Raw genomic sequence first — 24,262 nt, forward strand, 5'->3', positions numbered from 1 at the left:
TAAGGGGTGTGCAATGTGAGTCATCGTTATATACCATTAACTGATAAAGATAAAAAAGAAATGTTAGAAACAATTGGAGCAAATTCAATTACCGAGCTCTTTGGAGATATTCCAAAAGATATTTTACTTAATAGAGATTTAAATATAGATAGTGCAGAAGCTGAAACTTCACTTTTAAGAAGATTGAATACTATTGCAAATAAAAATATTACTAAAGAAACACATGTGAGTTTTTTAGGTGCAGGAGTATATGATCATTACACACCTGCAGTAGTAGACGCTATGATTTCTCGTTCTGAATTTTATACTGCTTATACACCTTACCAACCTGAAATTTCTCAAGGTGAACTACAAGCAATTTTTGAATTCCAAACATTAATTTGTGAACTTACTCAAATGGATGTCGCAAATTCATCTATGTATGATGGCATAACTAGCTTTGCCGAAGCTTGTATATTAGCTTTTAATCATACTAAAAAGAACAAAATTGTAGTATCTAAAGGTCTCCATTATCAGGCTCTACAAGTATTAAAAACATATATTAAAGTAAGAAAAGAATTTGAAATTGTTGAAGTTGATTTAAATGGAACGATTACTGACTTAGAAAAATTAGAACAAGCAATTGATGATGATACTGCAGCAGTTGCTGTACAATACCCTAACTTCTATGGAACAATTGAAGATTTAGAAAAAATTCATTCTTATATTGAAAATAAAAAAGCGTTATTCATTGTTTATTCTAACCCATTAGCATTAGGCGTTTTAACACCTCCAGGACAATTTGGAGCAGATATTGTTGTTGGTGATACACAACCATTTGGTATTCCTACTCAATTTGGCGGTCCTCATTGTGGTTACTTTGCTACTACTAAAAAGTTAATGCGTAAAGTTCCTGGCAGATTAGTAGGACAAACGCAAGATGATGAAGGTAATAGAGGATTTGTTCTTACTTTACAAGCTCGTGAACAACATATTCGTCGTGATAAAGCCACATCAAATATTTGTTCAAACCAAGCATTGAATGCTTTAGCATCCTCAATTGCTATGTCAGCTCTTGGTAAACAAGGTATTTATGATATTGCGGTTCAAAACTTAGAACATGCTAATTATGCTAAAAATCAATTTAAAAATAACAGTTTTGAAGTCCTAGATGGTACATCTTTTAATGAATTTGTTGTTAAGTTCGATCAACCTATCAAAAATGTAAATAAAAAATTAGCAGAACATGGTTTCATCGGAGGCTTTGACTTAGGTGAAGTTTCATCAGACTTTGACAATCATATGTTAATTGCTGTTACTGAATTAAGAACTAAAGAAGAGATTGATACATTTGTTGAGAAAGCTGGTGAGCTAAATGACAGTAAGTAAATCTAGTCCATTAATTTTTGAAAGATCTAGAGAAGGTAGATATGCATATTCTTTACCGCAAAGTGATATTAAAACTGACTCTGTTGAACGTATTTTAGATGATAAATTTATTCGTAAAAATAAAGCAGAGTTTCCTGAAGTGGCAGAATTAGATTTAGTACGTCATTACACGGAACTTTCGAATAAAAACTTTGGGGTAGATTCTGGATTTTATCCTTTAGGTTCTTGTACTATGAAATATAATCCAAAAATCAACGAAAAAGTTGCTCGTATTTCTGGATTTGCAGAATCTCATCCACTACAAGAGGAAGAACAAATTCAAGGTTCATTAGAAATTATTTATAGTTTACAAGAAGAACTAAAAGAAATTACAGGTATGGATGAAGTAACTCTACAACCAGCAGCAGGTGCTCATGGTGAGTGGACAGCTTTAATGATTTTTAAAGCATATCATATAAAAAATGGTGAAGGCCATCGTAATGAAGTTATTGTTCCAGACTCTGCACATGGTACAAACCCTGCATCAGCTTCATTTGCTGGATTTAAATCAGTAACTGTTAAATCTAATGAACGCGGTGAAGTTGATATCGAAGACTTAAAGCGTGTCGTTAATGAAAATACCGCTGCTATTATGTTAACTAACCCAAATACTTTAGGTATCTTTGAAAAAAATATTATGGAGATTCGTGAAATTGTTCATGAAGCAGGCGGGTTACTCTATTATGATGGAGCAAACTTAAATGCTATTATGGATAAAGTTCGCCCTGGAGATATGGGATTTGATGCTGTGCACCTAAACTTGCATAAAACTTTCACAGGTCCTCATGGCGGTGGTGGTCCTGGTTCAGGTCCAGTCGGCGTAAAAAAAGAATTAGCAAGTTATTTACCAAAACCAATGGTGATTAAAGACGGTGATACATTTAAATATGATAATGATATTGAAAATTCAATCGGTCGGGTAAAACCATTTTATGGTAACTTTGGTATTTATTTAAGAGCTTATACGTATATTAGAACTATGGGTGCAAAAGGATTAAAAGAAGTGTCTGAAGCAGCTGTCTTAAATGCGAACTACATTAAAGCACGATTAAAAGATCGTTATGAAATCCCTTATGAACAATATTGTAAACATGAATTTGTCTTAAGTGGATCTAAACAAAAAGAATATGGTGTCCGTACTCTGGATATGGCAAAACGTTTACTAGACTTTGGTGTACATCCACCAACAATTTACTTCCCGCTAAATGTGGAAGAGGGTATGATGATTGAACCAACCGAAACTGAATCTAAAGAAACTTTAGACTACTTCATTGATGCAATGCTTCAAATTGCAGACGAAGTTGAAAGTAATCCTGATAACGTATTAGAAGCACCTCATACAACTATCATTGATAGATTGGATGAAACAACTGCAGCTCGTAAACCTATTCTTAAATTTGAAGATTTACATCAAGAAAAACTTTAATATTGTAAATAGTTTAATGGATGATTTAATTTCAGAAATAATAAAACTCTCAAGAAATTTCTTGAGAGTTTTATTTCTGATAATTATTTTTTAGTTTTAATTTTACCAGTCCATTTTTTATAGCCGCCTTTAAGCATGTATAAATCTTTATATCCATTTTTTTTCAAAATGCGAGCAGCACGATAACTGGCAATACCATTTGCATCACAAAGATATACAGGTTGATCTTTACGTAAACCTTGAAATCTTTGTCTAAACATAGATATTGGAATATTGCGAGCACCATTAATATGACCATAATCATAATCAACTTTTTCACGTACATCAATGACTTGGGCTTTTCTTAAACCTTTATGAAATTCGTTTTGATCTAGTTCAGTTACAGCTCGTCGATTAAGAAAGAAATTTCCAACCATGTAAAGGATTATTAAAACTATAATTATTAATGCTATAATCAAAGATACATTCATATTGCATCCTCCCTAATTAACCGATATTATTAATTATAAAGGTGTTAGCTCAATTTATCAAAATTTTTTTATTGTTTCATATTATTGATACATTCTAACGTAATATTAACGTTGAATTTATATAAATTAAGTTGTGATTGGAGTTTTTATATGACTGAAACATGGAATTTTATCAATACTGGAAGCCATGACCCCTATTATAATATGGCGATGGATGAAGCCTTATTAAATTTTGTTTCAAGAGGGGAAATTGATCCTGTAGTTAGATTTTATACTTGGGATCCTGCTACCTTATCTGTAGGTTATTTTCAAAGATTAAAAAAAGAAATTGATATCGATAAAGTGAAAGAAAAAGGATTTGGTTTAGTTCGCCGTCAAACTGGTGGTAGAGGCGTTTTACACGACAAAGAATTAACATATAGTGTTATCGTACCTGAATCTCATCCAAATATGCCTTCTACAATTACTGAAGCTTACCGTGTCATTTCAGAAGGACTTTTAGAAGGCTTTAAATTATTAGGATTTGATGCTTATTTTGCTATTCCACGTTCTAAAGAAGAAAGAGAAAAATTAAAACAACCAAGAAGTGCCGTTTGCTTTGATGCTCCAAGTTGGTATGAACTGGTCGTTGAAGGACGTAAAATTGCAGGTAGTGCACAAACACGTCAAAAGGGCGTTATTCTTCAACACGGATCACTACTTCAAGATGTAGATGTAGACGAATTATTTGATATGTTTATTTTTAAGAATGATCGCTTGAAAGAAAAAATGAAAAAAGCTTTCGTAGATAAAGCTGTAGCAATAAATGATATATCAGATAGACACATCTCTATTGAAGAAATGGAAAAAGCATTTGAAGAAGGATTTAAAAAAGGATTAAATATTGAATTTAAACCACTATCTCTAACTGAAAATCAATTAGCCGAAGTAAAAGTGCTTGAAGAAAAATATCGTTCAGAAGAGTGGTTATATAAAAAATAGAAATAAAACAAGGAGGCTTAAGAGTACTAATACTCTTGAACCTCCTTGTTTTTATTTTCGTTGTCTTTTTTTATATTTTCGAACTGCTCTTCGGTATTTTCTCTGATCTTCTGTAAGGAAGAAAAAATAATAGATAAAGTAAATAATAAGAACAATCATTATAAGTGTGAAAATTGATTTCATGAACGTCATTACAAAAATATTTAGATTTAGCAGTAAACCTATAGCTGCTATAATTAAAACGAAATAAAATATAATATTTTTCAACTAAACAACTCCTATTTTATGAACTACTAGAAACATTAATCTGTGATAACTTCATCTTACCTTGATTTATTTTCTTTTTATTATTAGATTCATAGCCATTTTTAATATCTTTAAAACCAGATTGAAGATTTTTGTTTATTTGTTTAATATTTTTGTCTTCGTTAGTATTATCATTTGATATATTACCTTTATCTGTATCACTTTTATATTTACTGTAGGCATCATCTATATCATTTGATAATGAATTTAGCTTTTCAAGATTTTGATTTTTATCATCTTTTTTTGTTTTATTTAAATCAAGTTGATTAAATTTATCGATAATCTTAGCAATATCTTTATAATAATTTGAAGAAGCTTGTAAAAAATTAGCTTCATTATTATTATCAACAGTTTTAGATACATTCTTTTTATCTTTATTTAATGCTTCTAACTGAGATTTTTGATTATTTATATCTTGATTTAGTTGTTGAATTTTTAATTTTAAATTATGATTCTCATCTCTTAAATTGGTTGTTTTATCTTCTAAAGGTCCTAAATTTTGAGAGCCACAGCCAACCAAAAACAAAGAAGCTCCTAAAATCGTTAATAATCTTTTCATGTAAATCTCCCTAAATCAAAATATCTTTAATATTTTAAGTATGTTATTATTTTAATGTATATAATAAAAATGTACAAACGTTATACAAGGAGTGGGTTAAATGGATAAATTAGCTAAAGTTCGTCATATATTAGAAAGTGAAAATCTTGATGCTCTTGTTATATTATCTGACTATAATAGACGTTATATTTCTGATTTTACCGGAACAAGTGGCGCTTTAATTATTTCTAATAATGAAAATAAGTTGATTACAGATTTTCGTTACATTGAACAAGCCACAAACCAAGCCACTCATTTTGAAATTGTAAATCGACGTAGTGGGATTATTGATGAGATAAAAGAAATTATAGAAAACAAGCAGTATAAAACAGTAGGTTTTGAAGGTCATTTAGTTAGCTATGATACGTTTCGAGAATTAAGCCAAATTGATACGAATTACGTAAGTATAGGCAATGCCATTGAAAAAATTAGAGAAGTTAAATCATCTGAAGAAATCGATAAAATAAAATATGCGGCTAAGATCGTGGATGATACTTATAACTACATTTTAAACATTGCAAAAGTTGGAATGACTGAAAGAGAGTTAAAAGCATTGCTTGAAAGCAAAATGTTAGAACTAGGCGCTGATGGTCCATCATTTGATACAATCGTTGCTTCTGGTTATAGAGGGGCTTTGCCTCATGGAGTTGCTAGCGATAAAGTAATCGAAAAAGGTGACATGATTACTCTTGATTTTGGTGCATATTATAGAGGATACTGTTCAGATATTACTAGAACATTTGCGATTGGTGAACCTGATAAAAAATTGAAAGAAATCTATAATATCGTGCTTCAGTCTCAAATAAAGGCAATTGAAGAAATCAAGCCAGGTATGACAACTAAGGAAGCTGATGCATTATCTAGAGATTATATTAAAGCACATGGTTATGGTAATGAATTTGGTCATTCTTTAGGTCATGGTATTGGTTTAGATATTCATGAAGGTCCAGTATTATCTAAAAACACTAATGATACAGTTCAAGTTAATAATTGTGTTACTATTGAACCAGGTATTTATGTAGATGGTCTTGGTGGAGTGCGTATAGAAGATGACATTTTAATTACTGAAAATGGGTGTGAAGTCTTTACTAAATGCACAAAAGACCTTATTATTTTATAGTAAGCGTATAATTGAGGAGGAAACTGAATGATTTCGGTTAATGATTTTAAAACAGGTTTAACTATTTCAGTAGATAATGGAATTTGGAAAGTAATTGATTTCCAACACGTAAAACCAGGTAAAGGTTCTGCTTTTGTTCGTTCTAAATTACGTAATTTAAGAACAGGCGCTATTCAAGAAAAAACTTTCCGAGCTGGTGAAAAAGTAGAACAAGCGATGATTGAAAATCGTCGTATGCAATATTTATATGCTGATGGAGATACTCATGTCTTCATGGATAATGAAACATTTGATCAAACAGAATTATCTGGCGATTATTTAAAAGATGAATTAAAATATTTAAAAGCGAATATGGAAGTTCAAATTCAGTCATATGAAGGCGAAACGATTGGTATTGAATTACCAAAAACTGTTGAACTTGAAGTTACTGAAACAGAGCCAGGTATTAAAGGTGATACTGCAACTGGTGCTACAAAATCTGCTACAGTTGAAACTGGTTATACTTTAAATGTGCCATTATTTGTTAACGAAGGCGATGTGTTAGTTATTAATACAAGCGATGGCAGTTACATTTCAAGAGCATAATTAATAATTTTAAAAATTTAAATTAAAACAGGTTAATGCATATTTAATTATGGATTAACCTGTTTTTATATAAATGATTAAAAAGAATAATCAATGTTTTAGTATCTAAGTTTTAATATAAATTTACTATATTATAATTACTTATATACTTTTTTAATCATAAGTTAGATCTCAGTTAAATGAACACGCTTGAATTGAATTTCACACTCAAGTAAAATAGATGGGTAGATGAAAACTAAGTCGAGGAGTCATTAAATTATGAACTTTAAAGAAATTAAAGAATTAATTCAAATTCTTGATGAATCAAGTTTAACTGAAATTAATATAGAAGATAATAAAGGTAGCGTAGTTAATTTAAAAAAACAAAAAGAAACTGAAATTATTACGCCTCAATATTCACAACAACCAACAGTGATGGCATCTCAACCATCAGTACAAACACCAATGGCAAATGAAATGTCTCAAACTAGTGAAGTAAACCAAGAAAATGAAACGTCAAACTACGAAACAATTAATGCTCCGATGGTCGGGACTTTTTATAAATCCCCATCACCTGAAGAGGAAGCTTATGTACAAGTTGGGGATAAAGTCACTAATGATTCAACTGTATGTATCTTAGAAGCCATGAAATTATTTAATGAAATTCAAGCAGAAGTTACAGGAGAAATCGTTGAAATTTTAGTTGAAGACGGACAAATGGTAGAGTATGGCCAGCCGTTATTTAAGGTGAAATAATGAAAAAAGTATTAATTGCAAATCGTGGTGAGATTGCAGTTAGAATTATTAGAGCTTGCCATGATTTAGGTATTCAAACTGTTGCTATATATTCTGAGGGAGATAAAGATGCATTACATACTCAAATCGCTGATGAAGCATATTGTGTCGGTCCAACTCAGTCTAAAGATTCATATTTAAATATTCCAAACATCCTATCTATAGCAACTTCAACAGGATGTGAAGCAATTCATCCAGGTTATGGATTTTTAGCCGAAAATGGGGATTTCGCTGAACTTTGTGAAGCTTGCCAATTAAAATTTATTGGACCAAGTTATCAATCCATTCAAAAAATGGGTATTAAAGATGTAGCTAAAGCTGAAATGATAGCCGCTAACGTGCCTGTAGTACCAGGAAGTGATGGATTAATTGATTCGATTGAAGATGCTAAAAAAGTGGCTAAACAGATAGGATATCCAGTTATTATTAAAGCTACTGCTGGTGGCGGAGGTAAAGGAATTCGCGTTGCACGAAATGAGAACGATTTAGAAAATGGTTACCGTATGACACAACAAGAAGCTCAAACAGCTTTCGGTAATGGTGGATTATACTTAGAAAAATTCATTGAAAATTTCCGTCATATTGAAATTCAAGTGATTGGTGATCAATTCGGTAATGTCATTCATTTAGGCGAACGTGACTGTACAATTCAAAGACGTATGCAAAAATTAGTAGAAGAGTCACCTTCGCCAATACTTACAGATGAAAAACGTAAAGAGATGGGTAAAGCCGCTATTCGAGCAGCTAAAGCAGTGAATTATGAAAATGCTGGTACTATAGAATTCATATATGATTTAAATGAAAATAAATTCTATTTTATGGAAATGAATACACGAATTCAAGTAGAACATCCAGTTACTGAAATGGTAACAGGTGTAGACTTAGTGAAATTGCAATTAAAAGTTGCTATGGGAGAACCGCTACCTTATACGCAAGATGATATTACAATAAATGGCCATGCCATTGAATATAGAATTAATGCTGAAAATCCTTATAAAAATTTTATGCCTTCACCAGGTAAAATCACACAATACCTTGCGCCAGGAGGATACGGAGTAAGAATCGAATCAGCATGTTATACAAACTATACGATTCCTCCTTATTATGACTCAATGGTAGCAAAATTGATTGTGCATGAACCTACCAGAGATGAAGCAATAATGACTGGGATTCGAGCACTAAGTGAATATTTAATTCTAGGAATAGATACAACCATTCCATTCCATCTTAAATTAATGAATAATGATATTTTTAAATCTGGAGATTATAATACAAACTTTTTAGAAAAGTATAATATTATGGCTGAGAGTGAATAGGAGGATAAAACAATGGTAAATGTAGCAGATTATTCACATGCTAATTTAGGTAAAGTAGAAATTGTACCAGAAGTTATTTCAGTAATAGCAAGTATTGCTGTTTCTGAAGTTGAAGGAGTGACTGGGCATTTTTATGAACTAAAAAAGAGTAATATTGAAAAAATAAGTCGTAAAAATTTAAATAAAAATTTAAAAGTTAATACTAAAGATGATGGTATTCATATTGATGTTTATTGCTCTATTAAACATGGAATAAAAATAGCTAAAGTTGCAAGTAAAATTCAAACTTCTATTTTTAATTCCATTAAAACAATGACTGCTATCGAACCCAAAGAAATTAACATTCATATCATGCACATCACAATTGAATAAATTAAAGTTACCATAATACAAAGGAGTTTCTTATGAGTCGCAAAGAATCAAGAAAACAAGCATTTCAGACATTGTTTCAACTAGAAATGAAAAATACAGATTTAACAATCAATGAAGCTATAAATTTTATAAAAGACGATTATCCAGACTTAGATTTTGAGTTCATTCATTGGCTTGTTACAGGAGTGAAAGATCATGAACAAGTTTTAGATCAATCAATTGAACCAAAATTAAAAGACTGGTCTATACAACGATTATTAAAAACGGATCGTATTATTTTAAGAATGGCTACCTTTGAATTGCTTCATAGTGATACGCCTCCTAAAGTCATCATTAATGAAGCAGTAGAGCTAACAAAACAATTTAGTGATGAAGGTCATTATAAATTTATAAACGGTGTCTTAAGTAATATAAAATAAACATATTTGAGTGATGAATCATGTCAGAATATTTAAGTGTCTCTACTTTAACTAAATATATTAAATATAAATTTGATCAAGATCCACACTTGCAATCTATCCTATTAAAAGGTGAACTCTCAAACTTTAAAAAACATTCTAGTGGTCATCTTTATTTTAATGTGAAAGATAAAAATAGTGTGATAAGTGCTATGATGTTTAAGGGAAATGCTTCTAAACTAACATTTGATCCTAAAGAAGGAGACGAAGTTTTATTAGAAGCTCGAGTTTCGGTTTATGAACGTAGAGGAAATTATCAAATTTATGTTAATAAAATGGAAATTGACGGTATAGGAAATTTATACCAAAAGTTAGAGCAATTAAAAGAAAAACTAAATAAACAGGGGATTTTTAATCAAAATCATAAAAAAGCAATCCCTAGATTCCCTAAAAAGATTGCTATTCTTACAGCTGATACTGGAGCAGCAATCAGAGATATTCACACTACTATAGATAGTAGATACCCTCTAGTAGAAAAAATATCAATTAGTACATTAGTACAAGGTATTAATGCTAAAAATGATATTATTGAAAAAATTAAGTATGCAGATACTTTAGGAGTAGATACCATCATTCTAGGCCGTGGAGGCGGCTCTATTGAAGATTTATGGAATTTCAATGAAGAAGAAGTTGTTCGAGCTATATATGAGTGTCATACACCAATTATCTCAGCTGTAGGACATGAAACTGATTTTACTTTAAGTGATTTTGTAGCAGATATGAGAGCAGCAACTCCTACTCAAGCTGCTGTTATCGCTACACCAGATCAGTACGAACTCATTCAGCAAATACATCAGTATCGATTTTCTCTTACTAAAAGTATTAAACAACTAATAGAAAAACAACATAAACAATTAGATTATTTATCATCTTATTATAAATTTAAGCAACCTACGTTGTTATATGAACAACAGATTCAACGAAGAGATGATTTAGAAAAAAAACTAACACAACGTTTAACGTTAAATATTGAAAAAAAAAGAAACAATATCACTGTATTGCGTCAACATTTTAATATAAGAAGATTAAATGATTCAATTGTACAATATCAAAAAATGATCCGTAATAATGAAAATAGATTAATAAATTTAACATATAACTTAATTAATCATAATAAAGCTAATTTAAAGAATAAAATTGAGCAATTAAATCAACTTAGTCCAACTAATACAATGTTAAGAGGATATTCAATTATTAATAAGGACAATAAAGTCATTACAAGCACACACGATTTAAATGAACAAGATGAAATCACATTATCAATGAAAGACGGTAATATAGACGCTATAGTTAAGAAAGTAAGGTGTGAAGATGAGTAAAGAACAACAAAGTTTTGAAGAAATGATGAAAGAATTAGAAAGTATAGTTCAAAAGTTAGATAATGAAACTGTTTCATTAGAAGAATCTCTTGATTTATATCAACGTGGTATGAAATTATCATCTGCTTGTGACAAAACTTTGAAAGATGCTGAAAATAAAGTAAATCAATTAATCAAAGAAGAAGCAAAGGATGAAGATGATGTTGAAGAAATCAATGAATGAATTGATTGAAATTATAAATAATAATCTTGACGGTATTATAAAATCGTCTCCTTTAAATACTAAACTAGAGGAGAGTATGCAATATTCACTTGATGCTGGTGGTAAAAGAATTCGTCCAGTGCTTGTATTACTCACTTTAGAAGTGTTAAATGAAAATTATAAAAAAGGTTTACAAACCGCACTGGCATTAGAAATGATTCATACTTACTCACTTATACATGATGATTTACCTGCAATGGACAATGATGATTTTAGAAGAGGAAAATTAACAAATCATAAAGTGTATGGAGAATGGAAAGCGATTTTAGCGGGAGACGCCTTACTAACAAAATCATTTGAACTAATTGCAAATGATAAAAACTTAGATGCTGAAACAAAAGTAAAAGTTATTTCAAGACTAGCACATGATAGTGGCAATCTCGGCATGGTCGGTGGCCAAACCTTAGATATGGATAGTGAGAATACTCCAATAGAATTACATACTCTAGAGCAAATTCATAAGGCAAAAACTGGGGCTCTTTTAAAATTTTCTATTTTAAGTGCTGCGGATATTGCCAATGTAAACAAAGAAATTTTAAATACATTAGATTGTTTCAGTGAACACTTAGGCCTAATGTTTCAAATAAAAGATGATTTATTAGATGTTTATGGTGATGAGAAAAAATTGGGTAAAAAAGTAGGAAGCGATGTAGAAAACCATAAAAGTACTTATGTTTCTTTACTTGGTAAATCAGGCGCTGAAGAAAAACTAAAATATCATAAAGATGCTGCAATAGATACAATTAATCAATTGAAACCACAATATGATGTTGAACCGCTTCTAGAAATTGTAGATTTATTTTATTCACGTGACCATTAATAGTTAGAGTTTTTCTCTTTAAAGATTACTAAGACAATAATCTTTAAAGAGTTTTTTGTTTTAGTAATCTACTTTTAATGATTTAAAATGCATAAATGTATATAAATTTAAATTTAATTTAAATAGAAAATATGATAATACGTATCATAAATAATAATATCATTCTTCAAATCAACCTTTCTAAAGGATAACTTTAGTAGTAGTTAAAATAACGTTGTGTTAAAATCATTGTATAAATATTCGAAACTAGGAGTGTTCATAATGGCAAAAAAATCTGTAAGACATATAAAAATAAGAGAAATTATTTCAAGTGAACAAATTGAAACACAAGATGAACTTGTAAAACGTCTAAATGAATACGACCTAAATGTTACTCAAGCGACTGTCTCTCGTGACATTAAAGAATTACAATTAATTAAAGTACCTGCTTCATCAGGACAGTATGTATACAGCCTTCCCAACGATAGAAAGTACCATCCTTTAGAAAAATTAGGTAGATACTTAATGGATTCATTTGTAAATATTGAAGGAACAGGAAACTTACTCGTACTAAAAACGCTTCCTGGTAATGCTCAATCTATCGGAGCAATCTTAGATCAAATTGATTGGGATGAAGTATTGGGAACTATTTGTGGTGATGATACCTGTCTATTAATATGCAGAGATGAAGAAGCAAGTCATACAATTAAAACAAGAATTTTCAATTTATTATAAGGATGCGATTAATCTATGTTACAAACCTTATCAATAAAGCAATTTGCAATTATAGATGAACTCGAAATTCATTTTTCTGATGGTTTAACTGTGCTTAGCGGTGAAACTGGAGCTGGTAAATCAATTATTATAGATGCAATAGGCCAACTTATTGGTATGCGTGCCTCTTCTGATTTTGTAAGACATGGAGAGAAAAAAGCAATTATCGAAGGGATTTTTGATATTGATAATAGTAAAGAGGCCATTTCAGTTTTAAATGAGTTAGATATTGATATTGATGAAGACTTTCTATTAGTAAAAAGAGAAATTTTTAGTTCGGGAAAAAGTATTTGTCGTATTAATAATCAAATTGTTACGCTTCAAGATTTAAGAAAAGTGATGCAAGAACTTTTAGACATACATGGCCAACATGAAACGCAAACGTTATTAAAACAAAAATATCATTTAAAATTATTAGATGATTATGCTGAAAATCAATATAGCAGTGTTAAAGAACAATATGAAACTACATTTAATGAATATAAAGAAAAGAAAAAAGAACTTGAAGAGTTACAGTCTGCTGATCAAGCATTATTGCAACGTCTTGATTTAATGAAGTTTCAATTTGAGGAATTGCAAGAAGCCTCTCTAAAAGAAGGTGAAATTACTCAATTAGAATCTGATATAAAACGAATCCAGAATTCTGAAAAATTAAGTTTAGCATTAAACAATGCACATGTCACACTTACAGATGAACATGCTATCACTGACCGTTTATATGAATTAAGTAATCATTTACAAACTATTGATGACATTATTCCAGGTAGATTTAAAAAACTTAAAGAAGATATTGATCAGTTCTACTATACCTTAGAGGATGCTAAACATGAACTATACGATGAAATGTCAAATACTGAATTCGATGAACAATTACTTAATGAATTAGAATCTAGAATGAACTTACTGAATAATCTCAAACGTAAATACGGTAAAAACATTGATGAACTTATTACTTATCAATCTAAATTAGAAAATGAAATTGCTAAGATTGAAAATTATGAAGAAAGTACTTCTCAATTAAAAGAAGAAATTGACCTACTTTATGAAAAAGTAATAAAATATGGACAGTCATTATCGAAGGAAAGACGAATTGTAGCTCGAACGTTACGGGAGCATATCGTGGCTGAAATTCAAAATTTACAAATGAAAGAGGCTAACCTCGAAATTTCATTTCAGCCATTAGAAACTCCTACAATAGAAGGAATTGAATTTGTAGAGTTTCTCATTAGTCCTAACAAGGGCGAACCACTTAAAAGTTTAAATAAAATAGCTTCTGGAGGAGAACTTTCTCGTATTATGCTAGCGTTAAAAAGTATATTCGTTGAATCAAGAGGTCAAACTGCTATTTTGTTTGATGAAGTTGACTCGGGTGTTTCTGGTCAAGCAGCTCAAAAAACGGCTGAAAAAATGAGAGATATTGCAAAATATATTCAAGTTATTTGTATATCTCACTTACCGCAAGTAGCTTCTATGAGTGATCATCACTTATTAATTAGTAAAATGTCTAAGAATGATCGTACAACAACTCAAGTGAAAGAGTTAAAAAAAGAAGATAAAATTGACGAAATTGCCCGTATGATTTCTGGAGCAAGTGTAACTGAATTAACAAGAGAAAATGCTAGAGAAATGATTGCTCAAAATCATAAATAGTTTATAATTAAATAATTTAAATTAAGGTTGGATGTCGAAAAGAAATAGAACATATTGAGTATAATGTTATTTTTTATATTCAAATTGTTTATTCACACTTTTCAATTCTAACCTTTAAATCTGATTAATAAGGAGTAGCAAAATGTCTGAAAAACAATATGACTTAGTTGTTTTAGGTGGTGGGACAGCAGGATACGTAGCAGCGATTCGTGCTTCTCAATTAGGAAAAAAGGTAGCAATTGTAGAGAAATCTTTATTAGGTGGCACATGTTTACATAAAGGGTGTATCCCTACTAAAGCGCTACTTAAATCTGCTGAAGTGACTCGTACTGTTAGACAATCTTCAGAATTTGGTATAGACACAAACGGTTTACATATTAATTTTGAAAAAATGATGAATCGAAAAACGGATATTGTTAATCAAATGCATAATGGCGTTCAAAGTTTAATGCAAAAAAATCATATTGATATTTATAATGGTATTGGACGTATTATGGGAACTTCTATATTTTCTCCACAAAGCGGAACAATCTCTGTTGAATACGAAGATGGCAGCTCAGAGTTACTTCCAAATCAATTTGTACTTATCGCTACAGGGTCACGACCTCAAACATTACCATTTTTAAAAATTAATCATCGAAATATTTTATCGAGCGATGATATATTACAAATTGATACACTTCCAGACAGTATTGCTATTGTTGGGGGCGGCGTGATTGGCCTTGAATTTGCTTCCTTACTAACTGATTTAAATGTAAATGTTAAAGTGATTGAAGCAGGTAAACGTATATTACCTTCTGACAGTAAATCCATTTCTACATTTTTAAAAGATAGTTTAATTGAACGAGGTGTAGAATTTTTTGAAGATTGCCAACTAAGTGAAGAGAATATCATACATAAAAATGATGTCATCCAAATACATATAAATGAAAAAACTACTATTACAGTTGATAAAATATTAGTTGCAGTAGGTCGCGTACCTAATACAAGTGATATTGGTATTCAAAATACTAAAATTCAATTAGATACTCATGGTTATATCAAAGTAAATGAATTTCAACAAACGAGTGATAAGCATCTTTATGCAGCAGGTGATTGTATCGGAACATTACAATTAGCTCACGTAGCTTCTAAAGAAGGAATCACTGCAGTTGAACATATGTTTAATGATCATCCGCTTCCAGTGAATTATCATTTAATGCCCAAATGTGTTTATACTTATCCAGAAGTCGCATCTATCGGTTTAAATATAGAAACTGCTAAATCTCAAAATATTAAGGCAACAAGTTATAAAGTTCCTTTTAATGCTATTGGAAAAGCAGTTATTGAAGAAACTAAAAATAAACGTGGTTTTTGTGAAATTATATTAAATAAGGACAATGGAGATATTATTGGTCTAAGTATGGTAGGCCCACATGTCACGGAGTTAATAAATGAAGTTGCTTTATTACAATTTATGAATGGATCAACATTAGAATTAGGATTAACGACTCATGCACATCCGTCATTGTCTGAAATATTGATGGAACTTGGACTAAAGGCTGAAAATAGAGCAATACACGTTTAAAGGAGGAAATAAAAATGATTGACTACAAATCTGTGGGACTTACAGATGAAGATTTGAGAGAAATATATAAATGGATGGACTTAGGACGAAAACTAGATGAACGCTTATGGTTACTTAACCGTGCTGGAAAAATACCATTTGTAGTAAGTGGTCAAGGACAAGAAGCCACTCAAATTGGTATGGCGTATGCAATGAAAGAAGGAGATATTTCATCTCCGTATTATAGAGATTTAGCTTTCGTTACATATATGGGGATTTCACCTTATGATACAATGTTAGCTTCTTTCGGTAAAAAGGATGACATTAATTCTGGAGGAAAACAAATGCCTTCTCATTTTAGTCATAGAGAAAAAGGTATTTTATCTCAAAGTTCTCCGGTAGCAACACAAATCCCTCACTCAGTAGGAGCAGCATTAGCATTAAAAATGAATCAACAATCTAATATAGCAACTGCTACTGTAGGAGAAGGTAGTTCTAATCAAGGAGATTTTCATGAGGGATTGAATTTTGCTGGAGTCCATAACTTACCGTTTGTATGTGTAATTATCAATAATAAATACGCAATTTCAGTACCAGATTCATTACAATATGCAGCAACGCATCTATCTGATAGAGCAATAGGTTATGGTATTCATGGAGAAACCGTAGATGGAAATGATCCAATTGCGATGTACAAAGCAATGAAAGAAGCAAGAGAAAGGGCACTTAATGGCGAAGGGACAACATTGATTGAAGCTATTACCACTCGAATGACTCCTCATTCTTCTGATGATGATGATACATATCGTTCTAAAGAAGAAAGAGATGCTTTTAAGACATCTGACTGTAATCTTAAATTCAAAAATGAATTACTCGATTTAGGCATTATTGATGAAGATTGGTTAAACGAATTAGATAACGCACATAAATCTATTATAGATAAAGCTACAAAAGATGCTGAAAATGCTCAATATCCAGATGTAGAAGAAACATATCAATATGTGTATGATCCAGAAGGAGATATTTTCAATGACTAAAATGAGTTATATAGAAGCCATTCAAAATGCACAAGACTTGGCTATGGAAAAAGATAATAATATTTTTATATTAGGAGAAGATGTAGGACGAAAAGGTGGTGTATTCGGTGCGACACGTGGTTTACAAGAAAAATATGGAGAACTGCGCGTAATTGATACGCCTTTAGCAGAATCAAATATTATCGGTACTGCAATTGGTGCAGCAATGCTTGGCAAACGTCCTATAGCTGAAATTCAATTCGCAGATTTTATTTTACCAGCAGTTAATCAAATTATTAGTGAAGCCGCTAAAATGCGATATCGTTCTAATAACGATTGGCAATGTCCTTTAACTGTTCGTGCACCATTCGGTGGTGGCGTACATGGTGGTTTATATCATTCTCAAAGTATTGAGAGTATCTTTGCATCTACACCTGGATTAACAATTGTAATTCCTTCAACTCCATATGATGCGAAAGGTTTATTATTATCTTCAATTGAATCAAATGATCCAGTATTATTTTTTGAACATAAAAAAGCATACCGATTTTTAAAAGAAGAAGTACCCGATTCTTACTATACTATTCCTTTGGGTAAAGCTGATGTTAAACGTGAAGGTGATGATATTACAGTTTTCACTTATGGTTTATGTGTTAACTATTGTATTCAAGCAGCCGATATTTTAGAGGCAGATGGCATTAATGTTGAAGTAGTTGACTTAAGAACAGTTTATCCATTAGATAAAACAACGATTATTGAACGCGCTAAACGAAATGGTAAGATTTTGCTTGTAACTGAAGATAACCTTGAAGGTAGTGTCATGTCTGAAGTTTCAGCAATCATAGCTGAACATTGTTTATTCGAATTAGATGCACCAATTATGCGGTTAGCTGGTCCTGATGTTCCATCAATGCCATTTTCTCCTAACTTAGAAAATGAAGTAATGATGAATCCTGATAAGATATTAAAAAAAATGCGTGAGTTAGCACAATTTTAGGGAGGTAACATAATGGATGTTAAAATGCCAAAATTAGGAGAAAGTGTCCATGAAGGTACAATCGAACAATGGTTAGTTTCTGAAGGGGATCATGTAGATGAATATGAACCACTATGTGAAGTAGTTACAGATAAAGTAACAGCAGAAGTTCCTTCAACTATTTCTGGTACAATTACAGAGTTAATTGCTACTGAAGGTGAAACGATTGAAATCAATCAAATCATTTGTAAAATTCAACCCGATGATACATCTTTAAATTCTAATCAAGACGATACTAATGAAACACCTAGTCAAACACAAAGTAATTCTGTAAAGAGTCAGTCTAAGCCTTCTAACACAAATCAATCATCTACGAATTCGATCAATAATGGAAGATTTTCTCCAGTCGTATTTAAGATAGCTTCAGAAAACGATATTGATTTATCACAAGTACCTGGCACAGGATTTGAGGGTAGAGTAACTAAAAAAGATATTGAAACTTATATTCAAGAAAATAACCAGCAAGACTTAAACGAAACACCTACCACTCAGATAACCAATCATTCCGAAACGAGTTCAAGAAATAATAACGCTTCATCAAATGAACCATTAGACGATTATACAGTACCAGTTAAAGGCGTGCGAAAAGCAATTGCCCAAAATATGGTTACCAGTGCCACTGAAATTCCACATGGCTGGATGATGATAGAAGTCGATGCTACAAACCTTGTGAAAACTAGAAATCATTATAAGACTGTGTTTAAAAAACAAGAAGGATATAATTTAACATTCTTTGCTTTCTTTGTAAAAGCTGTAGCAGAAGCTTTGAAATCTAATCCATTACTTAACAGCAGTTGGGATGGTAATGAAATTATAATTCATAAAGACATCAATATTTCGATAGCTGTAGCTGATGAAGACAAATTATATGTTCCTGTAATTAAAAATGCAGATGAAAAATCAATTAAAGGTATTGCTAGAGAAATCAATCAACTAGCACAAAAAGCTCGAAATCAACAACTGACTCAAGAAGACATGACTGGTGGTACTTTTACAGTTAATAATACTGGGACATTTGGTTCTGTATCTTCAATGGGTATTATTAATCATCCTCAAGCAGCAATCTTACAAGTAGAATCAATTGTTAAAAAACCTGTTGTCATCGACGATATGATAGCTATAAGAAATATGGTTAATTTATGTATTTCAATTGATCATCGTATTTTAGATGGTGTTCAAACTGGACGATTTATGTCGCAAGTAAAAAATCGAATTGAAAGCTATTCAATTGAAACAACAAATATTTATTAAAAGTTTGTTATATTACAACCAACCTATTTGAACTATATGTTGGAAATTAGTAAAATGACAATAAATAATAATTGACTGAAAGGTGATTCTAAATGGATTTAAATTTTGATTTATATATGAATGGTGTTGTAGAACAAGCTAGAAATGAAATTGAATCTGCTGGTTATGAACAATTAACTACTTCAGATGAAGTTGATAAAGTATTTAAACAAGATGGTACTACACTAGTAATGATAAATTCAGTTTGTGGATGTGCAGGAGGTATAGCGCGTCCAGCCGCAAGTCACGCACTTCACTATGATAAGTTACCTAATAGATTAGTTACTGTATTTGCTGGTCAAGATAAAGAAGCAACTCAGCAAGCAAGAGAATATTTTGAAGGATACGCACCTTCAAGTCCTTCATTTGCACTTATGAAAGATGGTAAGATTACTGAAATGATAGAACGCCATCAAATAGAAGGTCATGACGTAATGGATGTTATCAATCAACTTCAAAAGTTATTTGATAAGTATTGTGAAGAAAGATAAGAGGAACAATACATGCTAACTTTAAATCCTTATAGAATTGGATTTAGAACACTTAAAACAGCTGTAGGAATTACTTTAGGCGTTATTTTAGCTAAATGGATAGGACTTGATAACTATGCTTCAAGTGCTATCCTCATTGTTCTATGTATTAAACATACTAAAGTTCACTCACTACAAGCAATTGGTTCTCGATTCGTTTCGTGTTTATTAATGTTATTTTTTGGTTCATTTATTTTTAATTTACTTGGTCAAAATGCAGTCGTTTTAGGATTAATTGTTTTATTATTTATTCCACTTACAGTGATGTTGAATGTTCAAGAAGGTGTAGTGACAAGTTGTGTCATTTTACTTCACGTATTTAATGCCAAAGTGATTGGTCTTCATTTAATTATTAATGAAATTTTACTTCTTATAATTGGTTTAGGAATAGCATTTTTAATGAATTTAATTATGCCTAGTCTAGATAATACATTAGGTAATTTTAAGAAAAAAATTGAAAATGAAATTAAAACGATATTTAAACAATATAGTGAAGCGTGTTTAAATATTAATAAACAATTGTCAATTTCTTTTGATACATTAGAAAACAATATTCGTAAGGCTAAATCTATTGCTTTTAGAGACGTTAAAAATCACTTTGTGCGAAATGAAAACTCATATTATCACTATTTCGATATGAGAGAAGAACAACTAGAAATACTACGCAGAATACAAACATTAATTCATAATACTTCATCTAATGATCCTTTGATAGAGACTGTTGCCCATTTAATGGCTGAAATTGGAGATAATGTTAATAGTAATGATTACACTGTGTTAAGACTACATTCATTATATGAGATACGTTTAAAATTAGACGAATTGCCATTGCCAGAATCACATCAATCTTTAAAATCAAGAGCAAGTATGATGCAAATTTTAAATGAATTAGAAGAATATTTAAATATTAAATCTCACTTCGGCTCTTTAAAATTACATAGTGAAATATAACATCTAAAAATAATTTCTAATCAAAGTAAAAAGACAAACTTCCTTTAAATACAAAAAGTTTGTCTTTTTTATTTGCATAAATTTAAGAAATAATAATAAAAACTATCGTCAAATTTGGTTTTTTGTCGATAGTTTCTATTCTAAGTAATTTTTAATGCATGAGAGGAACAAGACTTGTAAGTAACAGTGCAGCTACAACTGCAATTAACATGATAATGATAATAATTTTTAGCACTTTATTATTCAATGTAAACGCTCCTTGAAACCTTTAAATAATTTAATTATTCGTTATATTAATAACTTATAATATATAAAATAACCTTAAATGATTTCGATAAAAATGGCAATCAATTTATTTACTCTAATTCTCAAAGTCAGTTAAAATATTAACTATATAAGAAAGGGGTTTTCATAATGATTAATAGTCGCCGTTTACTTAATACTTTTTTAGAGTTAGTGCAAATTAATTCTGAAACTGGGAATGAAGAAACGATACAACCCATTCTAAAAAAGAAATTTATAGATTTAGGATTAAATGTTGTAGAAGATAATGCGTCTAAAAGAGAATGGTTAGGTGCAAATAATTTAATTTGTACCTTACCAAGTAGTGAAGGAAAAGAACATGTTTCTAAAATCTATTTTACTAGCCATATGGATACAGTTGTTCCAGGTATTAACGTTAAACCAATCCTTAAAGAAGATGGCTATGTATATTCAGACGGCACAACTGTATTAGGGGCAGATGATAAAGCAGGTATAGCTGCTTTGTTAGAAATGATTCAAACTATAAATGAACAAGAATTACCTCATGGACAAATTCAATTTATTATCACTGTAGGAGAAGAAGCAGGTTTAAAAGGTGCTAAAGAATTAGATCAAAACTTAATAGATGCAGAGTTCGGCTATGCTGTCGATGCCAGCCAAGCGGTTGGAACAACAGTGGTGGGTGCCCCAACTCAAATGATTATTAATACAACTATTTATGGGAAAACAGCACATGCTAGTAAACCCAACCAAGGTATAAGTGCAATTCATATTGCAGCTAAGGCGATCAATAAAATGCATTTAGGTCAGATTGATCAAGATACCACAGCTAATATTGGTAAATTTTATGGCGGTTCTGCTACAAATATTGTTGCAGATAAAGTCATTTTAGAGGGAGAAGCTCGTTCGCATAATGATAAAAGTTTAGAGTATCAAGTCAACCATATGAAAGAAACTTTCGAAACTACAGCAAAAGAATTAGGCGGTAAAGCAAATGTTGAAATTTCTAAGAGTTATCCTGGTTTTAGAAGAAACGATTCTGAGACTGTAACTCAGTATGCTATAAAGAGTGCGAAAACTTTAGGTCTTTCAGGTAAAACTGTTATTGCTGGTGGCGGTTCAGATGGCAGTATTATTAACACGTATCATATTCCAACTGTCATATTAGGTGTAGGATATGAACATATTCATACTACTTCTGAACGTATTCCTGTAGCTGCTTTAAATCAACTTACGAGTCAATTGATTAAAATTGTTGAATTAGTAGCGAAATAATATTTTACTTTAGTGAAGTCATTTATATTTTTGTGATACAATACTAATGAAATTATTGAATAAGAGAGGTAAGTAATATGACTCAACAAATAGGTGTTGTAGGTTTAGCTGTTATGGGTAAAAACCTTGCATGGAATATCGAATCACGTGGTTATAGCGTATCTGTTTATAACCGTTCTAGTGATAAAACAGATTTAATGATTAAGGAATCAGAAGGTAAACAAATTCATCCAACGTATTCTTTAGAAGATTTTGTGAACTCTTTAGAAAAACCACGCAAAATATTATTAATGGTTAAAGCTGGTCCTGCTACAGACGCAACAATAGATAGCTTATTACCTTTATTAGATGACGATGACATTTTAATTGATGGGGGTAATACAAACTATCAAGATACAATTCGTCGTAACAAAGCTCTTGCTGAAAGTGGTATCAACTTTATTGGAATGGGGGTTTCTGGTGGTGAAATCGGTGCGTTAACTGGTCCATCTTTAATGCCTGGTGGTCAACAAGAAGCTTACAACAAAGTAAGTGATATTTTAGATGCCATTGCTGCTAAAGCAAAAGATGGTGCTGCATGTGTAGAATATATTGGACCAAATGGTGCAGGACATTATGTAAAAATGGTTCATAATGGTATTGAATATGCTGATATGCAATTAATTGCTGAAAGTTATGCAATGATGAAAGAATTATTAGGTATGTCTCATGAAGAAATTTCTAAAACTTTTAAAGAATGGAATGCTGGAGAATTAGAAAGTTATTTAATTGAAATAACAGGCGATATTTTCACTAAATTAGATGAAAATAATGAGCCTCTTGTAGAAAAAATTCTTGATACTGCTGGTCAAAAAGGAACTGGTAAATGGACATCAATTAATGCATTAGAATTAGGTATACCATTAACAATCATTACTGAATCTGTATTTGCACGTTTCATTTCTTCAATTAAAGAAGAACGTGTGAAGGCATCGAAAGTATTAAGTGGTCCTAAATCAAACTTTGATGGAAATAGAGAAGAATTCTTAGAAAAAATCCGTCAAGCGTTATATATGAGTAAAATTTGTTCATACGCCCAAGGTTTCGCCCAAATGCGTAAAGCGAGCAATGAAAACGAATGGAACCTTAAATTAGGTGATTTAGCAATGATTTGGCGTGAAGGTTGTATTATTCGTGCCCAATTCTTACAAAAAATTAAAGACGCATATGACAATAATTCAGGTCTTCAAAACTTATTATTAGACCCTTATTTCAAAGGTATTGTTACTGAATATCAAGATGCACTTAGAGAAGTAGTTGCTACTGGTGTTAAAAATGGTGTACCAACACCTGGTTTCTCAGCAAGTATCAACTATTATGATAGCTACCGTTCAGAAGATCTACCTGCTAATTTAATTCAAGCACAACGTGATTATTTTGGGGCACATACTTATGAACGTAAAGATAAAGATGGTATTTTCCATACTCAATGGACTGAAGAATAATTATTGCATGATTAAAAATCTGGGACATCATTAAGTGTCTCAGATTTTTTTATTATGATAGGTTTGTATAGATGTCTTAATAAATATAGTCTTGTTATTTTAATTTATATTTAATCGATATATCCCAAGTTGACATTTAGAGACTCGATTAGTACGATAAATATAGGTGTAAACGTTTTCTAAAAAACTGGATTATCCATATATAATGTTATTACATATTATTTTATATTTCTATAAATCCAGAAAAAATTAG

Annotated in this window: 26 protein-coding genes; 22 read left to right on the forward strand and 4 right to left on the reverse strand. The window is 30.9% G+C overall.

Annotation, left to right across the window (positions count from 1 at the left end):
* Window positions 1-15: 15 nt before the first annotated feature.
* Window positions 16-1,368 (forward strand): aminomethyl-transferring glycine dehydrogenase subunit GcvPA, encoded by a 1,353-nt coding sequence (gcvPA, locus tag HMPREF2881_RS05505; RefSeq protein WP_002455298.1) that lies wholly within the window; start codon window positions 16-18, stop codon window positions 1,366-1,368.
* A complete protein-coding gene (gene gcvPB, locus HMPREF2881_RS05510) occupies window positions 1,355-2,833 on the forward strand; it encodes an aminomethyl-transferring glycine dehydrogenase subunit GcvPB (protein ID WP_002449754.1) in 1,479 nt (492 codons plus the stop codon). The genes gcvPA and gcvPB overlap by 14 nt, the downstream gene beginning before the upstream one ends.
* A gap of 83 nt (window positions 2,834-2,916) precedes the next feature.
* Here the strand turns inward: gcvPB and HMPREF2881_RS05515 are convergent, their stop codons facing one another.
* Window positions 2,917-3,303 carry a rhodanese-like domain-containing protein gene (locus HMPREF2881_RS05515; RefSeq protein ID WP_002449897.1) on the reverse strand — a complete coding sequence of 129 codons (387 nt, stop codon included), beginning with the start codon at window positions 3,301-3,303 and terminating at the stop codon, window positions 2,917-2,919.
* Window positions 3,304-3,453: 150 nt separating this feature from the next.
* On the opposite strand from HMPREF2881_RS05515, the gene HMPREF2881_RS05520 reads away from it, so the two are divergent.
* Window positions 3,454-4,284, forward strand: coding sequence for a lipoate--protein ligase family protein (locus HMPREF2881_RS05520; RefSeq protein WP_002449762.1), 831 nt, complete (start codon window positions 3,454-3,456; stop codon window positions 4,282-4,284).
* A 51-nt stretch (window positions 4,285-4,335) separates the two neighbouring features.
* On the opposite strand, the gene HMPREF2881_RS12045 is transcribed toward HMPREF2881_RS05520, so the two are convergent.
* Together HMPREF2881_RS12045 and HMPREF2881_RS05530 are read right to left on the reverse strand one after the other, a co-directional pair.
* A complete protein-coding gene (locus HMPREF2881_RS12045) occupies window positions 4,336-4,551 on the reverse strand; it encodes an SA1362 family protein (protein WP_037555980.1) in 216 nt (71 codons plus the stop codon).
* A gap of 16 nt (window positions 4,552-4,567) precedes the next feature.
* Window positions 4,568-5,149, reverse strand: a complete 582-nt coding sequence (locus HMPREF2881_RS05530) for a putative periplasmic lipoprotein (protein ID WP_002488557.1) — start codon at window positions 5,147-5,149, stop codon at window positions 4,568-4,570.
* A 100-nt stretch (window positions 5,150-5,249) separates the two neighbouring features.
* On the opposite strand from HMPREF2881_RS05530, the gene HMPREF2881_RS05535 reads away from it, so the two are divergent.
* From HMPREF2881_RS05535 to HMPREF2881_RS05615, 17 genes are all read left to right on the forward strand, one after another.
* Window positions 5,250-6,308 (forward strand): M24 family metallopeptidase, encoded by a 1,059-nt coding sequence (locus tag HMPREF2881_RS05535; RefSeq protein WP_002449772.1) that lies wholly within the window; start codon window positions 5,250-5,252, stop codon window positions 6,306-6,308.
* Window positions 6,309-6,335: 27 nt separating this feature from the next.
* A complete protein-coding gene (gene efp / locus HMPREF2881_RS05540) occupies window positions 6,336-6,893 on the forward strand; it encodes an elongation factor P (RefSeq protein WP_002449752.1) in 558 nt (185 codons plus the stop codon).
* Between the two features lie 258 nt (window positions 6,894-7,151).
* Window positions 7,152-7,628, forward strand: coding sequence for an acetyl-CoA carboxylase biotin carboxyl carrier protein (gene accB / locus HMPREF2881_RS05545; protein ID WP_002449862.1), 477 nt, complete (start codon window positions 7,152-7,154; stop codon window positions 7,626-7,628).
* Complete coding sequence (gene accC, locus HMPREF2881_RS05550; protein ID WP_002449758.1) at window positions 7,628-8,983, forward strand: acetyl-CoA carboxylase biotin carboxylase subunit; 1,356 nt, start codon at window positions 7,628-7,630, stop codon at window positions 8,981-8,983. The genes accB and accC overlap by 1 nt, the downstream gene beginning before the upstream one ends.
* Window positions 8,984-8,995: 12 nt before the next feature.
* On the forward strand, window positions 8,996-9,355 hold the full coding sequence (locus HMPREF2881_RS05555; protein ID WP_002449889.1) for an Asp23/Gls24 family envelope stress response protein: 360 nt from the start codon (window positions 8,996-8,998) through the stop codon (window positions 9,353-9,355).
* 32 nt (window positions 9,356-9,387) lie between these two features.
* A complete protein-coding gene (gene nusB, locus HMPREF2881_RS05560; protein ID WP_002449711.1) occupies window positions 9,388-9,774 on the forward strand; it encodes a transcription antitermination factor NusB in 387 nt (128 codons plus the stop codon).
* Between the two features lie 20 nt (window positions 9,775-9,794).
* On the forward strand, window positions 9,795-11,132 hold the full coding sequence (xseA, locus tag HMPREF2881_RS05565; protein ID WP_002449838.1) for an exodeoxyribonuclease VII large subunit: 1,338 nt from the start codon (window positions 9,795-9,797) through the stop codon (window positions 11,130-11,132).
* A complete protein-coding gene (locus HMPREF2881_RS05570) occupies window positions 11,125-11,355 on the forward strand; it encodes an exodeoxyribonuclease VII small subunit (RefSeq protein WP_002449791.1) in 231 nt (76 codons plus the stop codon). Before xseA ends, HMPREF2881_RS05570 begins: the two co-directional genes overlap by 8 nt.
* Window positions 11,333-12,214, forward strand: coding sequence for a polyprenyl synthetase family protein (locus tag HMPREF2881_RS05575; RefSeq protein WP_002455304.1), 882 nt, complete (start codon window positions 11,333-11,335; stop codon window positions 12,212-12,214). The genes HMPREF2881_RS05570 and HMPREF2881_RS05575 overlap by 23 nt, the downstream gene beginning before the upstream one ends.
* A 261-nt stretch (window positions 12,215-12,475) precedes the next feature.
* A complete protein-coding gene (ahrC, locus tag HMPREF2881_RS05580) occupies window positions 12,476-12,928 on the forward strand; it encodes a transcriptional regulator AhrC/ArgR (protein ID WP_002449839.1) in 453 nt (150 codons plus the stop codon).
* Between the two features lie 15 nt (window positions 12,929-12,943).
* Window positions 12,944-14,617: a DNA repair protein RecN gene (gene recN / locus HMPREF2881_RS05585; RefSeq protein ID WP_002488543.1), complete on the forward strand. Its 1,674-nt coding sequence runs from the start codon at window positions 12,944-12,946 to the stop codon at window positions 14,615-14,617.
* Between the two features lie 142 nt (window positions 14,618-14,759).
* Window positions 14,760-16,184 carry a dihydrolipoyl dehydrogenase gene (lpdA, locus tag HMPREF2881_RS05590; RefSeq protein WP_002449759.1) on the forward strand — a complete coding sequence of 475 codons (1,425 nt, stop codon included), beginning with the start codon at window positions 14,760-14,762 and terminating at the stop codon, window positions 16,182-16,184.
* Window positions 16,185-16,198: 14 nt separating this feature from the next.
* The gene (locus HMPREF2881_RS05595) at window positions 16,199-17,200 is read left to right on the forward strand and encodes a thiamine pyrophosphate-dependent dehydrogenase E1 component subunit alpha (RefSeq protein WP_002488545.1); all 1,002 of its coding nucleotides are present in this window, start codon (window positions 16,199-16,201) and stop codon (window positions 17,198-17,200) included.
* Entirely contained in the window at window positions 17,193-18,176 is a 984-nt protein-coding gene (locus HMPREF2881_RS05600; RefSeq protein ID WP_002449713.1) for an alpha-ketoacid dehydrogenase subunit beta, read from the forward strand. Before HMPREF2881_RS05595 ends, HMPREF2881_RS05600 begins: the two co-directional genes overlap by 8 nt.
* A 12-nt stretch (window positions 18,177-18,188) precedes the next feature.
* Window positions 18,189-19,466: a dihydrolipoamide acetyltransferase family protein gene (locus tag HMPREF2881_RS05605; protein WP_002449770.1), complete on the forward strand. Its 1,278-nt coding sequence runs from the start codon at window positions 18,189-18,191 to the stop codon at window positions 19,464-19,466.
* Between the two features lie 92 nt (window positions 19,467-19,558).
* Window positions 19,559-19,996: a bacilliredoxin BrxB gene (brxB, locus tag HMPREF2881_RS05610; protein WP_002449748.1), complete on the forward strand. Its 438-nt coding sequence runs from the start codon at window positions 19,559-19,561 to the stop codon at window positions 19,994-19,996.
* Between the two features lie 12 nt (window positions 19,997-20,008).
* Window positions 20,009-20,986, forward strand: a complete 978-nt coding sequence (locus HMPREF2881_RS05615; protein WP_002449707.1) for an aromatic acid exporter family protein — start codon at window positions 20,009-20,011, stop codon at window positions 20,984-20,986.
* Between the two features lie 151 nt (window positions 20,987-21,137).
* Here the strand turns inward: HMPREF2881_RS05615 and prli42 are convergent, their stop codons facing one another.
* Window positions 21,138-21,233 carry a stressosome-associated protein Prli42 gene (gene prli42, locus HMPREF2881_RS11810; RefSeq protein ID WP_017176262.1) on the reverse strand — a complete coding sequence of 32 codons (96 nt, stop codon included), beginning with the start codon at window positions 21,231-21,233 and terminating at the stop codon, window positions 21,138-21,140.
* A gap of 167 nt (window positions 21,234-21,400) precedes the next feature.
* On the opposite strand from prli42, the gene HMPREF2881_RS05620 reads away from it, so the two are divergent.
* Together HMPREF2881_RS05620 and gndA are read left to right on the forward strand one after the other, a co-directional pair.
* Window positions 21,401-22,525 (forward strand): M20/M25/M40 family metallo-hydrolase, encoded by a 1,125-nt coding sequence (locus HMPREF2881_RS05620; RefSeq protein WP_002449815.1) that lies wholly within the window; start codon window positions 21,401-21,403, stop codon window positions 22,523-22,525.
* Window positions 22,526-22,602: 77 nt separating this feature from the next.
* On the forward strand, window positions 22,603-24,009 hold the full coding sequence (gndA, locus tag HMPREF2881_RS05625) for an NADP-dependent phosphogluconate dehydrogenase (RefSeq protein WP_002449697.1): 1,407 nt from the start codon (window positions 22,603-22,605) through the stop codon (window positions 24,007-24,009).
* Window positions 24,010-24,262 lie beyond the last annotated feature (253 nt).

It is taken from the genome of Staphylococcus sp. HMSC057A08 (assembly GCF_001812925.1).
Lineage (GTDB): Bacteria > Bacillota > Bacilli > Staphylococcales > Staphylococcaceae > Staphylococcus > Staphylococcus hominis.

Excerpts from the sequence above, each read along its gene's own strand:
- gcvPB (WP_002449754.1), top strand. The coding sequence starts at position 1,355 with ATGACAGTAAGTAAATCTAGTCCATTAATTTTTGAAAGATCTAGAGAA.
- HMPREF2881_RS05515 (WP_002449897.1), bottom strand. The coding sequence starts at position 3,303 with ATGAATGTATCTTTGATTATAGCATTAATAATTATAGTTTTAATAATC.
- HMPREF2881_RS05520 (WP_002449762.1), top strand. The coding sequence starts at position 3,454 with ATGACTGAAACATGGAATTTTATCAATACTGGAAGCCATGACCCCTAT.
- HMPREF2881_RS05530 (WP_002488557.1), bottom strand. The coding sequence starts at position 5,149 with ATGAAAAGATTATTAACGATTTTAGGAGCTTCTTTGTTTTTGGTTGGC.
- HMPREF2881_RS05535 (WP_002449772.1), top strand. The coding sequence starts at position 5,250 with ATGGATAAATTAGCTAAAGTTCGTCATATATTAGAAAGTGAAAATCTT.
- efp (WP_002449752.1), top strand. The coding sequence starts at position 6,336 with ATGATTTCGGTTAATGATTTTAAAACAGGTTTAACTATTTCAGTAGAT.
- accB (WP_002449862.1), top strand. The coding sequence starts at position 7,152 with ATGAACTTTAAAGAAATTAAAGAATTAATTCAAATTCTTGATGAATCA.
- accC (WP_002449758.1), top strand. The coding sequence starts at position 7,628 with ATGAAAAAAGTATTAATTGCAAATCGTGGTGAGATTGCAGTTAGAATT.
- HMPREF2881_RS05555 (WP_002449889.1), top strand. The coding sequence starts at position 8,996 with ATGGTAAATGTAGCAGATTATTCACATGCTAATTTAGGTAAAGTAGAA.
- nusB (WP_002449711.1), top strand. The coding sequence starts at position 9,388 with ATGAGTCGCAAAGAATCAAGAAAACAAGCATTTCAGACATTGTTTCAA.
- xseA (WP_002449838.1), top strand. The coding sequence starts at position 9,795 with ATGTCAGAATATTTAAGTGTCTCTACTTTAACTAAATATATTAAATAT.
- HMPREF2881_RS05570 (WP_002449791.1), top strand. The coding sequence starts at position 11,125 with ATGAGTAAAGAACAACAAAGTTTTGAAGAAATGATGAAAGAATTAGAA.
- HMPREF2881_RS05575 (WP_002455304.1), top strand. The coding sequence starts at position 11,333 with ATGTTGAAGAAATCAATGAATGAATTGATTGAAATTATAAATAATAAT.
- ahrC (WP_002449839.1), top strand. The coding sequence starts at position 12,476 with ATGGCAAAAAAATCTGTAAGACATATAAAAATAAGAGAAATTATTTCA.
- recN (WP_002488543.1), top strand. The coding sequence starts at position 12,944 with ATGTTACAAACCTTATCAATAAAGCAATTTGCAATTATAGATGAACTC.
- lpdA (WP_002449759.1), top strand. The coding sequence starts at position 14,760 with ATGTCTGAAAAACAATATGACTTAGTTGTTTTAGGTGGTGGGACAGCA.
- HMPREF2881_RS05595 (WP_002488545.1), top strand. The coding sequence starts at position 16,199 with ATGATTGACTACAAATCTGTGGGACTTACAGATGAAGATTTGAGAGAA.
- HMPREF2881_RS05600 (WP_002449713.1), top strand. The coding sequence starts at position 17,193 with ATGACTAAAATGAGTTATATAGAAGCCATTCAAAATGCACAAGACTTG.
- HMPREF2881_RS05605 (WP_002449770.1), top strand. The coding sequence starts at position 18,189 with ATGGATGTTAAAATGCCAAAATTAGGAGAAAGTGTCCATGAAGGTACA.
- brxB (WP_002449748.1), top strand. The coding sequence starts at position 19,559 with ATGGATTTAAATTTTGATTTATATATGAATGGTGTTGTAGAACAAGCT.
- HMPREF2881_RS05615 (WP_002449707.1), top strand. The coding sequence starts at position 20,009 with ATGCTAACTTTAAATCCTTATAGAATTGGATTTAGAACACTTAAAACA.
- HMPREF2881_RS05620 (WP_002449815.1), top strand. The coding sequence starts at position 21,401 with ATGATTAATAGTCGCCGTTTACTTAATACTTTTTTAGAGTTAGTGCAA.
- gndA (WP_002449697.1), top strand. The coding sequence starts at position 22,603 with ATGACTCAACAAATAGGTGTTGTAGGTTTAGCTGTTATGGGTAAAAAC.